We start from the raw sequence: 13,261 nt of genomic DNA on the forward strand, positions 1-13,261 counted from the left end.
AACCCGACGCAACGACCATGCTTGAACTGTTTGCCCCCACATTCGGCGCTTCGCGTCCTCAATGCCCCTCGTGGGGGCTTCGGCCGCCTTGGGGCGGCCCAGCGGCGGCCGGCGGATAATTCGCGCCATGGCCCTCATGATCACCGACGAATGCATCAACTGCGATGTGTGCGAACCGGAGTGCCCCAACGACGCGATCTACATGGGCGTGGAGATCTACGAGATCGACCCGCACAAGTGCACCGAGTGCGTCGGCCACTTCGACGAGCCGCAGTGCGTGCAGGTGTGCCCGGTGGCCTGCATCCCGAAGAATCCCGCGCATCTGGAGACGCGCGAGACCTTGTGGCAGAAGTTCCAGCGGCTGACTGCCGCCAAGGCGGCTTCCTAGCTTTTCGCCGGGCTCTTGCTGCCGGCCTTCGCGGCCTTTTTCCTCGCCGTTGCGACCGGGTCGTGCGCGCTGAAGTAGTCGGATTCCTTCTTGCTCTTCCTCTTTTTCTGCGCGACGCCCGGGCCTTGCGATGAATCCGGCTTCGCGTTGAGCGGATTGTTGTCGATCAGCGTGGCTGCGCGGCGTGCCTACGCGGCCTCCTGGCGGACACGCTCGCGCTCCAGCCGGTCTGCGGCAGCCCGGGCCTCGCGCGTCGCGCCATCGGCTTCGCGTTTTTGCGTCGCGTCGCGCGCGTCGTCGAGATCGATTGCCTTGCCATCCTTGCAGGGCTGGTCGGTGTAGGTGTTGCCGCAGCGCCAGGTCTCCGTGCCTGCGTGGGCTGCAAGCGGCGCCAGTTGAGCGCAGGCCGCCGCCAGGAGGGCGGCGATCGGTGCTGGTGACAGTTTCATTTTTTGTCTCTCTCCCTTGGTTCACGTTCCGCTAGCCCGCGGCGGGTGTACCCCCGTCGCCCGGCTCGCGCCGCGGCGGTTTGGGGCGCGGCGGCTTGCTCGTGTGAATGAGCAGGGTCGCCTTGTCCATCTCGCCGGCCACCAGAGCCGGGAAGGCATGCAGGGTGCGGGCGATCGCGTCGTCGATCGCTTCGCGTTGCTCCTTGAGCGGCTTCTTCAACACCCACCCGACCACCTCGGACTTCACGCCCGGATGGCCGATGCCGAGGCGCAGACGCCAGTAGTCGCCGGTGCCGAGCTGCGCGTGGATGTCGCGCAGGCCGTTGTGGCCGGCATGGCTGCCCCCGAGCTTCAGCTTGGCCTGGCCGGGCACCACGTCGAGTTCGTCGTGCACCACCAGGATTTCGTTCGGCTCGATCTTGAAGAAGCGGGCCAGCGCGGCAACCGACTTGCCCGAGAGGTTCATGAAGGTCTGCGGCTCGAGCAGCCATACGGGCTGCCCGCCCACCTGCATGCGCGCGACCAGGCCGTGGTAGGCGCGCTCGGGCGAGAGCGTGAGCTTGCGGTCGCGCGCGAGCGCATCGATCCACCAGAAGCCCGCGTTGTGCCGCGTGGCTTCGTACTCCGGGCCGGGGTTGCCCAGGCCGACGAACAACTTGATCATGGAGCCGGATTATCCGTGGCTGGCCCAAAGAAAACGGCCCGCGCGAGGCGGGCCGTTGGCTGGAGGGCGCGGGAAAAATTACTTCTTCTTGGCAGGCGCAGCCTTGGCGTCCGTCTTGGCGGCGGCCGGGGCGCCTTCTGCCGGGGCGGCGCCTTCGGCGGCCGGCGCGGCTTCTTCAGCGACCAGCGGCGGCACGGCCGACACGAGCACCGGGTTGACCTTGCCGTGGCTCACGAACTTCACACCCTTGGGCAGGGTGATGTCGTTGACGTGGAGCGTGGCGTTCTTCGTCAGGCCGGTGAGGTCGACCTCGATGAACTCGGGCAGGTCGGCCGGCAGGCAGCTGACTTCGATTTCGGTCATCACGTGGTTCACGAGGTTGTGGTCCAGCTTGACGGCCGTGGACTCTTCCTCGCCCTTGTAGTGCAGGGGCACCTTGACGGTCATGCGGGTGCGGGCATCGACGCGCTGGAAGTCGACGTGCTGCACGAGCGGACGGAACGGGTGGTATTGCACGTCGCGCAGCAGGACCTTGGTCGTGGCGCCGGCGAGTTCCATCTCGAGGATGGACGAGTGGAAGGCTTCCTTCTTGAGGGCATGCCACAGCGCGTTGTGATCGAGCTCGATCAGCTGCGGCTGGCCTTCGCCACCGTAGACGATACCGGGCGTCTTGCCCGTGATGCGGAGACGGCGGCTCGCACCCGTGCCCTGCTTTGCGCGCTCATAAGCGACGAATTTCATAACTACTCCTGTGGAAGTCGACCGCGACCAGTGCGACTCCGGTTTCAACATGGGCTCCTCGAAGAGAGCCCGGCTTCTTGCTCAGACCAGGCTCTTCTAAAAGAGATTTTCCTGGTCCGAAAACAAACTCATCACCGACTCGCCCTTGGCAATGCGCTGGATCGTCTCGGCGATCAGCGGCGCCACGGAGAGCTGGCGGATCTTGGTGCAGCCCGTCGCGACGCTGGACAGCGGGATCGTGTTGGTCACGACCACTTCGTCGAGCGCGCTGCCCTGGGCGATCCGCTCGATGGCGGGGCCCGAGAAGATCGGGTGCGTGCAATAGGCGTACACCTTCTTGGCGCCGCGTTCCTTCAGGACCTCGGCCGCCTTCACCAGGGTGCCGGCCGTGTCGATCATGTCGTCCATGATCACGCAGTTGCGGCCGTCGATCTCGCCGATCACGTGCATGACCTCGCTCACGTTGGCGCGTGGACGGCGCTTGTCGATGATCGCCAGGTCGCAATTCAGCTGCTTCGCCAGGGCGCGCGCACGAACCACGCCGCCGACGTCGGGCGAGACCACGATCAGGTCTTCGTAGTTCTGCTGGCGCAGATCGCCCAAGAGCACCGGCGACGCATAGATGTTGTCGACCGGAATGTCGAAGAAGCCCTGGATCTGGTCGGCGTGCAGGTCCATGGTCAGCACGCGGGCGACGCCCACCGTTTCGAGCAGGTTGGCCACCACCTTGGCCGAGATCGGCACCCGGCTCGAGCGCGGGCGACGGTCCTGGCGCGCATAGCCGTAGTAGGGGATCACCGCACTGATGCGCTCGGCCGAAGCGCGCTTGAGCGCGTCGACCATGATGAGCAGCTCCATCAGGTTCTCGTTGGTCGGCGCGCAGGTCGACTGGACGACGAACACGTCGCGCGCCCGCACGTTCTGGTTGATCTCGACGGTGACTTCGCCGTCGGAGAAGCGACCGACGCGGGCGGCGCCCAGCGAGGTGCCCAGATGCTGCGCGATCTCTGCGGCAAGGCCAGGGTTGGCGTTGCCGGTGAAAACCATGAAATCAGGGTGGTGAACCTGCATGAGCGTCCCGGCAAAATGCATCCGGCATTGCGAAATGGCCCTTTTGGAGGGCCGCCAATCTACGTGTCAATGAAGATTTGGCAGGGGAGAAAGGATTCGAACCTTTGCATGCTGGAATCAAAATCCAGTGCCTTAACCAGCTTGGCGACTCCCCTACACGGGTCGACGACCAAGGTCGTCAACCGATATATGTCGCATCAGATCACAAAAGCGCTCTGATCTTCTAGCCCGCCCAGCCCACCAGGGGATGAACGGCCAGATTGCTGCACTTGCGAACCTGCCAGCCCGAGGGCGCCGCGGCGAGTTCCGCTTCATGCGGCATCGCTGCGAACACCGAACTCCCCGAACCGGTCATCCGGGCCTGGAGTCCTTGGCGACCGAGCCATTCGATGGCCTCGGTGACCGCGGGACAAAGCCGCTCGGCAACCGGCTGCAGATCGTTATGACCGAAGTCAAAGCTGAAACTTGTGGCTCCAGCCCCGCTGTGTGCAGCAAAGCCCGAGATTATAGCAGCGGGTGTGGCGCGCTGAAGATCCGGCGCTGCAAAAATCAGACGGGTGTCCAGTCCCTCGGGCGGCTTGGCGACGGCAAAACAGCCTGGCGGCAGCTCGATGGGGGTGATCTCTTCGCCGATTCCCTCGACCCAGGCGTTCCGTCCGCGCAGGAAGAAGGGCACATCAGCGCCCAGCGTGAGGCCGATCTGCTCCAGTTTCAATAGCGGCAGCTTCAGGTCCCACAGGCGATTGAGCGCCAGGAGACAGGTGGCGGCATCCGAGGAGCCGCCGCCCATGCCGGCCTGGGCCGGCACCTGCTTGGCAATCCCGATATGGGCGCCCTGCGGGGTTTGCGCAAAGGCCTGGAGCGCCTTCGCGGCACGCAGCACCAGGTCGTCGGCCGGCAGTGCGGTGGTGAGGTCTTCGCGGGTGATGGCGCCGTCGCTGCGCGCTTCGACATGCAGGGTGTCGCACCAGTCGATCAGCATGAACACCGACTGCAGCAGGTGGTAGCCGTCCGCACGCCGGCCGGTGATGTGCAGAAAGAGGTTGAGCTTGGCCGGCGCCGGAAGGTCGTAGAGCGCCTTCATGCGCGTTCGAAGACGATGCGCAGATCGGCCCGCGGCTGAGGCGCGTCGCGGGTGGCCTGCAATCGTCCGGTGCCGATCTGGGACAGGTCTGGCCGCCAGCCCGGCACGCGCTCTTCGCGGCCGGCCAGCCAGCCGAACAGCGCAGCCACCGGAATGGCGGCACCCGTCGCCGCCTCGATGAGCGCGTCGAGCGAGTCGAAACGCCGCGTCTTGCTGCCGTCCTTCAACAGCGCTTCGCCGGGTGCCCAATGAAGCTGAGCCAGGGTGCTGCCGATCGGGCTGGTCAGCGTAAGTTCGCCGGCCCGTGGCGCGCCGCGCAGCTCGAACAGGGCCGAGAAGGTTTGTACCGGCTCGCTATCGATGCGCAGCGACAGCCGGCCGCTCCAGGCTTCCGCGCCGGTTGCGCTGGTCGGGCCGACCGGACTGGCGCAGCCTGCCAGCTGCAACACGCCGGCGCAGCCGGCGCTCAATGCCAGGCGACGGTTCAAAGCTTCACGCGCAGGCGCTTGAGCGTTTCCTGCAGCGTCTCGTTGTCGGCATCGACCAGGTGAGCTTCCTTCCAGATGGAAAGCGCACGATCGCGCTGGCCCTTGGCCCAGAGAACTTCGCCGAGATGCGCGCCGATCTCCGGGTCGGGCCGGCGCTTGTAGGCCGCTTCGAGGATGCGCATGGCTTCGTCGATGTTGCCGAGCCTGAACTCGACCCATCCGAGGCTGTCCGCGATGAACGGATCTTCCGGAGCCAGCTGCACGGCCTTCCGGATCAGCGTGCGCGCCTCTTCCAGCCGGACCTTGCGATCGGCCAGCGAGTAGCCGAGCGCGTTGTAGGCGTTCTGGTTGTCGGGCTTGAGCTCGATCAGGCGGCGCAGCAGGCGTTCCATTTCGTCGAGACGGTTCAGCTTCTCGGCCACCATGGCCCGGTCATAGATCAGGTCGGTGTCCTGAGGTGAGGCGGTGCTGGCCTCGGTCAACATGTCGTAGGCGGCCTGGTACTGCTTGGCATCGCGCAGCAGCTGGACCTCGGCCAGAAACTTCTGCTTCTTTTCGTCCGCAGTGCGTTCCGGCAAGCCGCGGACCAGCTCGCGGGCCTGGGGCAGCTTGCCCTGGCGCACCAGCAGTGCCGCGCGGCGTGTCTGCGCGCCTACCAGGTCTTCGGTGCTGTCGATGCGGCCCAGCCAGTGCTCGGCACCCGTGAAGTCTTTGCGGCGCTCCGCCAGTTGCGCCAGCAGCAAGAAGGCCTGGGTCTGCCCGCGGCTGCGCGCCTCGGCATCGCGCTGCGTGTCGGCCAGGCCGATGTAGCGCTTGAGCGAGCTTTCGGCCGCCGCGTCCTGGCGCGCCTGTGTCTGCAGGCTGCCGAGCAGCAGCCAGGGTTCGGGCAATTCGGGACGGGCCACGGTGAGCGCGGCGAGTTCCGCGCTGGCATCCTCATAGCGGCGCCCTTCCACCAGCACCCGTGCGTAGGCGACGCGCAGTTCCGGGAGTGCCTTGGGGCCCGCGAGGTAGCGCTTCACCAGCGGTTCGGCCAGCGGCTGGCCGGGGTCCATCAGTTCCAGAGCCAGCATGGCGGGGCCGTCTGAGGAAGGATCGGCTTCCTGGCCTCTTCGCGCCGCCTCGAGTGCGCCCGAGGTGTCGCCCGCTGCCAACCGCAGGCGGCCGACCGTGCTCCAGGCCGCACCGCCCGTCGCGGGGCTTTTGAGTTCGTCGGCCAACGCCTGTTCGACCACCGAAGCGGCGAGCTTCTTGTCGGTGGCTCGCGCATAGTTGCGCGCGATCACGGCCATGAGGAACGGACGTTCCACCTGCGGCGTGGCGGCCAGTTCAGCCCGCAGCGGTTCGGCGGTTTCGCCGATGCGGTTCAGCGCGATCAGGATTTGCAGCTCGAAACGCCGTGCCTCGCGCGACTCGGGCAGCGTTTCCTTCCAGGCGCGAGCAGCTGCCAGTGCGGCATCGCCGGAGCGCGCCTGCAATGCGATCTCGACCGCCCGCTGGAACAGCTTGCCGTCGCGCGACCTGCGCGCAGCATCGAGGACCAGCGCGTAGCCTGAGCCCGGATCGCCGGTGCGTGCGGTCAGCTCGCCCATCAGCACTTCGTAGAACAGCTCCGCCGTGAGCGCCGAGGCCTGGGCCTTTTCGGCGCGTTGGACCGCGGCGGCCGGTGTCGTTACCGCAGGCGCGGCCGGTTCGATGATGGGAGCTGGGCTGGTCGGTGCTGCAGGGACTGGCGTTCCGGGCTGCGCCTGGACGGCGAGCGCGGCAAGAGTCAGAAGCGCGGCCGCCGCAAGGCGGGATCGGCGGAGCGATGGGGTCATCGAACCATAATAATCCAGGCTTTTGAACGATGGTCACGCGGGGGCTTCGGCCTCGGCTTCTTTTCATGTCAGCCTTCGTCCATGCCGGAATTACCTGAAGTCGAAGTGACGCGGCTCGGCTTCGCCGATCGCATTGCCGGCGCGCGCATCGATGCCGTGCGCGTGGGCAAGCCGCTGCGCTGGGCGCTGGCCGTGGAGCCGGCTGAACTGGTGGGACGCACCGTGCGCGCCGTGCGCAGGCGCGGCAAGTACCTGCTGATCGACCTGGATGCCGGCCTCTTGCTGATGCACCTGGGCATGTCGGGCAGCCTGCGTTTCGATGCGGGCCTGCCTGCACCCGGTACACACGACCATTTCGACCTGGTGACCAGTCGCGGCACGCTGCGCCTCAACGACCCGAGGCGCTTCGGCGCAGTGGTCTATGTGCAGGACGAAGCCGCGCCGCTGGCGATCAAGCTGTTGGGCGGCCTGGGAATGGAACCCCTGGGCGAGGCCTTCGATATCGACCGCTTTTACGCCGGGCTGCGGCGGCGCCGGGCGCCGATCAAGCAGGTGTTGCTGGCCGGCGACGTGGTGGTGGGCGTCGGCAACATCTATGCCTCCGAGGCGCTCTTTCTTGCCGGCATCCGCCCGACGATGTCTGCTTCGCGAATCAGCCGGCCGCGCGCCGTGCGCTTGCATGCCGCGGTGCGGGAAATTCTGGCGCGGGCCGTCGAACGTGGCGGCAGCACCTTGCGCGACTTCTCCAATGTCGACGGCCAGAGTGGATACTTCCAGCTGGAAGCAACCGTTTACGGACGTACCGGGGAACCATGCCGCGTGTGTGCGACACCTGTCCGGCAGATGCGCCAAGGCCAGCGATCCACTTATTTCTGTCCAAAATGCCAAAAGCACTGAAAGCCCTACGGACAGATGAGGCGCCAAGCCCCGGTGGGTGCTATATTTTGTAAGCAACTTTTACATCGCCCTTGACACGTTCTTTCAATCAGCAATTCGACCAGCATGGCGCCTGGCGACGCAACTTCGCGCATCGCCTCAAATGGCTGTCGCGCTGGCTGGATGAGAACGAGCTGCTCGATCAGAGCGTGGCCGAGCGGTTGCGCGATCTGGAATCGCAGATGCGCACCAGCAAGGTCATGGTGGCCTTCGTCGCCGAGTTCTCGCGCGGCAAGTCCGAGCTGATCAATGCGATCTTCTTTGCCGCTTACGGGCGCCGCATCATGCCGGCCAGCGCGGGCCGCACGACGATGTGCCCGACCGAACTCGGTTACGACGCTGCCCATCTTCCCTGCCTGCGTCTGTTGCCGATCGAAACCCGGCTCGAGCCGTATTCGCTCTCTCATTGGCGTGACAAGCCCGAGCACTGGACCGAGATCTCGATCGACGTCGAGGATGCCGAGCAGTTGTCGCAGACGATGAACAAGGTGGCTGAAGTCCGATGGGTGCCCAAGGCCGAGGCGCGCTCGCTGGGCTTCTGGAACGACGATTCCCCCGAGGACAACCCGGTGCCCGACGCCGAGGGACGCGTCGAAATCCCGCGCTGGCGCCATGCGGTGCTGAACATGCCGCATCCGCTGCTCGAGCAGGGCCTCGTGATTCTGGATACGCCAGGACTCAACGCGATCGGCGCCGAGCCCGAACTGACCGTGAGCCTGATCCCGCAGGCCCACGCCGTGGTCTTCATCTTGGGCGCGGACACCGGCGTGACGCGCTCCGATCTCGCCATCTGGCGCGAGCACCTGATCACCGAAAGCGAGGCGGGCGAAACCCGCATCGTGGTGCTCAACAAGATCGACACCATGTGGGACACCCTCAGCACGCCGGCGCAGATCGACGCGCAGATCCAGCGCCAGCGCAAGGGCGCTGCCGAACTGCTCGGCGTGCCGCTGCCGCAGGTGCTGCCGGTGTCGGCGCAAAAAGGACTGCAGGCCAAGATCCGCCGCGATGTGCCGCTGCTGCAGGCAAGCCGGCTTCCCGCGCTCGAAGCCGTGCTGGGCGAGGGCCTGCTCGGCAAGCGCGAAAAGATGCTGCGGCTCGCCGTCGATGCGGGCATCGCGGCCCTGCAGGCCGAAGCGGCGCGCATCCTCAAGGTTCGCCAGCGCGATCTCTCGGAGCAGGCGCTGGAACTGCAGGGCCTGCGCGGCAAGAACGTGTCGGTCATCCGCCACATGCGAAGCCGCATCGAGCAGGAGCAAATCGAGTTCGAAGGCAGCAACGCGCGCATCCTGGCGCTGCGCTCGGTGCAGGGCAAGCTGTTGCGCGAGGTGTACGCGGTGCTCGGCAGCACCGCGCTCAAGGCCGACATGGGCCGCTTGGCCTCTGCGCTCAAGCGCCCGGGCATCAAGTTCAACGTGCGCAAGGTGTACGGACAAACCTTCGACTCGTTACGCAACAATCTGCGCGAGGTGCAGGCGACCACGGCCGAGATCCAGTCGATGCTGCACGCCACGTTCCGCCAGCTCAATGCCGAGCACGGCTTTGCGCTGCAGGCGCCGGCGGAGCCCGACCTGCTGGGCTTCGAACAGCAACTGAGCCAGATCGAGCGCAGCCACATCCACTACCTCGGCGTCGGCAACCTGCTCAAGCTCGCGCAGCCGGATTTCTGCGACAAGCTCGTGCGCGCGCTGGCAAGCCGGCTGCGCGTGGTCAACGAAGCAGCCATGACCGAGGTGGAGCGCTGGAGCAAGGGCGCCGGCGCCCAGCTCGATGCGCAGCTCAAGGAGCGCCGCCGCAATTTCACCAAGCGCATCGAGGCGGTCGAGCGCATTCAGGGCGCGGCGGGCAATCTCGATGAGCGCCTCGCCGAGCTCGCTGCCCAGGAAAGCGGTCTTACGGAACTGCACGTGCGACTGCGCGAATTCACCGGCCTGCTCACGAGCAATGAAGCGCCCACTGCCGCTGCGGCGCGCAACGAACTCAGTGCCGCCTAAAGATCCGGAACCAGCGGTGCGGGAGCTGGCGCCCTGCTTCGCCACGCACATCGTCGGCTGGCAACGCAGACATGGGCGCAGCGAGCTGCCATGGCAGAACACGCACGATCCCTATCGCGTCTGGCTTTCCGAGGTCATGCTCCAGCAGACCCAGGTGTCGACCGTGCTGGGCTACTTCGCGCGCTTTCTCGAACGATTTCCGACGGTGCAGGCTCTTGCCGCCGGCACCGAGGACGAGGTCTTCGGCTTGTGGAGCGGCCTGGGTTACTACAGCCGGGCGCGCAACATGCACCGCTGCGCGCAGGAGGTGGTCGAGCGCTTCGGCGGCGCATTTCCGCGCACCGCCGCCGAACTCCAGACTCTGCCCGGTATCGGCCGTTCGACAGCCGCCGCGATTGCTGCCTTCTGCTTTGGCGAGCGGGTCGCCATCCTGGACGGCAACGTGAAGCGGGTGCTTGCGCGGGTGCTGGCTTTCGAGGGCGATCTGTCGTCCGCCATGCAGGAGCGCGCTCTGTGGACCATGGCGGCCGAGATGCTGCCGCTGGCGACACAGCGGCGTGCCATCGCACGCTATACGCAGGGATTGATGGATCTGGGCGCCACCGTCTGCCTGCCGCGCAAGCCGAGCTGCATGATCTGTCCGGTCAACGAGCTGTGCGCGGCGCGGCGCGAGGGCGAGCCCGAGCGCTTTCCGGTCAAGACGCGCAAGCTCCGGCGCAGCGCCCAGTCGCTGTGGATGCTGCAGGCGCGCGATGTGCACGGCCGCGTGTGGCTCGAGAAGCGTCCCTCGCGCGGCATCTGGGCGGGGCTTTATTGCCTGCCGGTCTACGAGAGCCGGGCCTCGCTGCTGGACGAGCTGGCGCCCGACGACCGCAGGACCGCACGCGACGATGCGGCTTTCGTGCACGTGCTCACGCACAAGGATCTGCACCTGCATCCTGTGTCGGTCGAGTGCGTTGCTGCGCAGCCCCTCAGCGACGCCGGCGCATGGTTCGAGGCCGGCCGGTGGTCGACGCTCGGCCTGCCCGCGCCCGTGCGCAAACTGCTGACGGCTTAGGGCCTGAACAGGCCTAAACGCTGTCGAGTTCGCGATGCCGCTTGAGCGCCGCCCAGCGTGCGCCGAAGCCGCGCGCCAGCTGCTCGACGAGAAAGACCGAGCGGTGCTGGCCGCCGGTGCAGCCGATGGCTACTGTGACGTAGCTGCGATGGTCGCGGGCCAGCGCGTCGAGCCAGCGATCGAGGAACTGTTCGATATCGCCATACATGCGGGCGACATCATCGTGTTCGCGCAGCCAGTCGATCACGGCCGCGTCGCGCCCGGTCAGCGGTCGCAGCGCGGGCACGTAGTGCGGATTGGGAAGCATGCGCACGTCGAACACGTAGTCGGCATCGAGCGGCACGCCGCGCTTGAACGCAAAGGATTCGAACACCAGCGTGAGCGTGCTCTCCGGCGCCGCGATCAGTGCCTTGATGTAGCTCTGCAATTGGGCCGGGCGGATGATGCTGGTGTCGATCACGTCGGCCCCGTCGCGCAGATCGGCCAGCAACTCGCGCTCGAGCTCGATGGCCTGGATCAGCGCTCGCTGCTGCTCGGGGGAATCGGTCCGACCTTCCTGGCGCGACAAGGGATGGCGGCGCCGGGTCTCCGAATAGCGGCGCACCAGCGCATCGGTGGTCGAATCGAGGAAGAGCGAGCGCAGCGATATGCCGTCGCGCCGCAGGCCGTCGAGCTGCTGCGGAACGAGCGGCAACGAAACCCCGCTGCGCACGTCCATCGCGATCGCGACCCGCGGCGTCTGCTGTTGCCGCTGCAGCGCGATGAAGGGCGCAAGCAACTCGGGTGGCAGGTTGTCGACGCAGTAGTAGCCCGCGTCTTCGAGGGCATGCAGCGCGACGGACTTTCCTGAGCCGGACATGCCGGTGATCAGCACGAGTTCCAGGCTCACGACGAGGTCTCCGGCGTCTTCTTGCCGAGCATCTCGCGCGCGTGCGCGAGCGAGGTCTGCGAAACGCGCTCGCCGCCCAGCATGCGCGCGATCTCGCGCGGCCGGGTGTCCTCGTCGAGCACCGAGACACCGCTTTCCGTGCGAATGCCGTCCTGGCTCTTGGCGCTGGTCTGATGCTTGGCGACCAGCAGATGGTGGTCCGCACAGGCGGCGACTTGGGGCAGGTGGGTGACCGCCAGCACCTGGCGGTCGCGGCCCAGCTGCTTCATGAGGCGGCCGACGGTTTCGGCCACGGCGCCGCCGACGCCCGCATCGACCTCGTCGAAGATCAGCGTCTGTGCCGCGCCGAGCTGGCTGGTCGTGACCGCGATCGCCAGGGCGATGCGCGAGAGTTCACCGCCTGAAGCCACCTTGCCGATGGGGCGCGGCGTGCTGCCGGTGTGGCCGCTCACGAGAAAGGCGATGTCTTCGAGCCCGGCTCGGCCCGGTTCGGCGAGCGGCTCCAGTGCGACTTCGAAACGCCCGCCCTGCATGCCGAGGCCCTGCATGGCCTGCGTCACCGCCTGCGCCAGCCGCGGTGCCGCCTGCTTGCGCGCCTTGCCCAGCGTCTTGGCTTCTTTCATGTAGGCCTGCTGTGCCGTCTGTTCGGCACGCTCGAGGGCTTCGAGGTCGCTTTGCGCGTCCAGGGCTTGCAGCTCGGCCTGCCACCCGGCCAGCAAGGCGGGCAGCTCGGCTGGCGTGCGCTTGTAGCGGCGGGCGAGCGACATCCAGAGTCCCATGCGCTCGTCCAGTTCGGCAAGGCGCTCGGGGTCGGTGTCGGCCTGGCGCAGGTAGCCATGCAGCGAATGCGCAGCGTCTGAGGCTTGCGCCACGCTCGATGCCAGAACCTCGCCCAGCGCCTTGAACTCCGGCTCGATGTGCTCGCAATTCTGCAGCAGCGTGACAGCGCGGCTCAATGCGGCGAGCGCGCCGCTGTCGTCGTCTTCCAGGGCGCTGCATGCGCCCTCGGCGGCATCGATGAGCGCCTGCGCATTGGAGATGCGGGTGTGGCTGGCCGAGAGTTCCTCCCATTCGTCGGCGCCGGGCGCGAGCTTCATTACCTCGCCAACCTGCCACTGCAGTCGTTCTCGCTCGCGCTGCAGCGAGTCTTGCGCCGAGCGCGCCTTGTCGAGCGCAGCGATCGCCTGCCGCCAGTTCTGCCAGGCGCTGTCGAGCGCGGCAGTGCCGACACCGGCGTATGCATCGAGCAGGCCGCGCACGGCTTCGGGCCGGGTGAGGCTCTGCCAGGCGTGCTGGCCGTGGATGTCCAGCAACTGGTCGCCGAGCTCGCGCAGCTGGGTCGCGGTGGCGGGGCTGCCGTTGATCCAGCCGCGGCTGCGCCCCTGGAGGTCGACGGTGCGGCGCAGAAGCAGGACATCGCCCGCTTCGAAGCCACCTTCGTCCAGCCAGGCGGCCAGGGCAGGATCGGTGTCGAACTCCGCGCTCACGTCCAGGCGCTCGGCGCCTTCGCGCACGGCACCGGCATCGGCACGGTTGCCGAGCGCCAGCTGGAGCGCGTCGATCAGAATCGACTTGCCCGCGCCGGTTTCGCCGGTGAGGACGGTGAAGCCCGTGGAGAGATCGAGTTCGAGCGCGCGCACGATCACGAAGTCGCGCAGGGCGATGCGGCGCAATGCCATG

13 protein-coding genes and 1 tRNA gene are annotated in these 13,261 nt (G+C 67.0%); 4 read left to right on the top strand and 10 right to left on the bottom strand.

The features are described 5' to 3' along the window. Positions 1–127: 127 nt before the first annotated feature. Complete coding sequence (locus ACSQ9I_RS05860; protein WP_093109034.1) at positions 128–388, top strand: YfhL family 4Fe-4S dicluster ferredoxin; 261 nt, start codon at positions 128–130, stop codon at positions 386–388. A gap of 188 nt (positions 389–576) precedes the next feature. Here ACSQ9I_RS05860 and ACSQ9I_RS05865 read toward each other — a convergent pair whose 3' ends face one another. The 8 genes from ACSQ9I_RS05865 to ACSQ9I_RS05900 all read right to left on the bottom strand — a co-directional run bounded on the left by ACSQ9I_RS05865 (position 577) and on the right by ACSQ9I_RS05900 (position 6,705). After that, positions 577–837, bottom strand: coding sequence for a hypothetical protein (locus tag ACSQ9I_RS05865; RefSeq protein WP_093109033.1), 261 nt, complete (start codon positions 835–837; stop codon positions 577–579). Between the two features lie 31 nt (positions 838–868). Further along, positions 869–1,501: an aminoacyl-tRNA hydrolase gene (gene pth, locus ACSQ9I_RS05870; RefSeq protein WP_436293910.1), complete on the bottom strand. Its 633-nt coding sequence runs from the start codon at positions 1,499–1,501 to the stop codon at positions 869–871. Positions 1,502–1,579: 78 nt separating this feature from the next. Further along, a complete protein-coding gene (locus ACSQ9I_RS05875; protein ID WP_436302996.1) occupies positions 1,580–2,242 on the bottom strand; it encodes a 50S ribosomal protein L25/general stress protein Ctc in 663 nt (220 codons plus the stop codon). 96 nt (positions 2,243–2,338) lie between these two features. Beyond that, positions 2,339–3,313: a ribose-phosphate pyrophosphokinase gene (locus ACSQ9I_RS05880; RefSeq protein WP_126838506.1), complete on the bottom strand. Its 975-nt coding sequence runs from the start codon at positions 3,311–3,313 to the stop codon at positions 2,339–2,341. A 78-nt stretch (positions 3,314–3,391) separates the two neighbouring features. Further along, positions 3,392–3,468: transfer RNA gene (locus tag ACSQ9I_RS05885), tRNA-Gln, on the bottom strand. 68 nt (positions 3,469–3,536) lie between these two features. Continuing rightward, on the bottom strand, positions 3,537–4,397 hold the full coding sequence (gene ispE, locus ACSQ9I_RS05890; protein WP_436312539.1) for a 4-(cytidine 5'-diphospho)-2-C-methyl-D-erythritol kinase: 861 nt from the start codon (positions 4,395–4,397) through the stop codon (positions 3,537–3,539). Then, positions 4,394–4,885, bottom strand: a complete 492-nt coding sequence (locus tag ACSQ9I_RS05895) for a lipoprotein insertase outer membrane protein LolB (RefSeq protein ID WP_436312540.1) — start codon at positions 4,883–4,885, stop codon at positions 4,394–4,396. The genes ispE and ACSQ9I_RS05895 overlap by 4 nt, the downstream gene beginning before the upstream one ends. Beyond that, positions 4,882–6,705, bottom strand: a complete 1,824-nt coding sequence (locus tag ACSQ9I_RS05900; protein ID WP_436312541.1) for a tetratricopeptide repeat protein — start codon at positions 6,703–6,705, stop codon at positions 4,882–4,884. The genes ACSQ9I_RS05895 and ACSQ9I_RS05900 overlap by 4 nt, the downstream gene beginning before the upstream one ends. A gap of 81 nt (positions 6,706–6,786) precedes the next feature. Between ACSQ9I_RS05900 and mutM the strand changes: the two genes are divergently transcribed. The 3 genes from mutM (at position 6,787) to mutY (ending at position 10,692) form a co-directional block, all read left to right on the top strand. Next, positions 6,787–7,602, top strand: coding sequence for a bifunctional DNA-formamidopyrimidine glycosylase/DNA-(apurinic or apyrimidinic site) lyase (gene mutM / locus ACSQ9I_RS05905; RefSeq protein WP_093109027.1), 816 nt, complete (start codon positions 6,787–6,789; stop codon positions 7,600–7,602). A gap of 71 nt (positions 7,603–7,673) precedes the next feature. Continuing rightward, positions 7,674–9,635 (top strand): dynamin family protein, encoded by a 1,962-nt coding sequence (locus ACSQ9I_RS05910; RefSeq protein ID WP_436312542.1) that lies wholly within the window; start codon positions 7,674–7,676, stop codon positions 9,633–9,635. Positions 9,636–9,660: 25 nt separating this feature from the next. Then, the gene (mutY, locus tag ACSQ9I_RS05915) at positions 9,661–10,692 is read left to right on the top strand and encodes an A/G-specific adenine glycosylase (protein WP_436315716.1); all 1,032 of its coding nucleotides are present in this window, start codon (positions 9,661–9,663) and stop codon (positions 10,690–10,692) included. 13 nt (positions 10,693–10,705) lie between these two features. Here the strand turns inward: mutY and rapZ are convergent, their stop codons facing one another. Continuing rightward, positions 10,706–11,581: an RNase adapter RapZ gene (rapZ, locus tag ACSQ9I_RS05920; RefSeq protein WP_436303001.1), complete on the bottom strand. Its 876-nt coding sequence runs from the start codon at positions 11,579–11,581 to the stop codon at positions 10,706–10,708. Next, entirely contained in the window at positions 11,578–13,260 is a 1,683-nt protein-coding gene (gene recN / locus ACSQ9I_RS05925; protein WP_093109023.1) for a DNA repair protein RecN, read from the bottom strand. Before recN ends, rapZ begins: the two co-directional genes overlap by 4 nt. Position 13,261: the final 1 nt, after the last annotated feature.

The sequence above is a fragment of the Variovorax sp. LjRoot84 genome (assembly GCF_964254305.1).
Lineage (GTDB): Bacteria > Pseudomonadota > Gammaproteobacteria > Burkholderiales > Burkholderiaceae_C > Variovorax.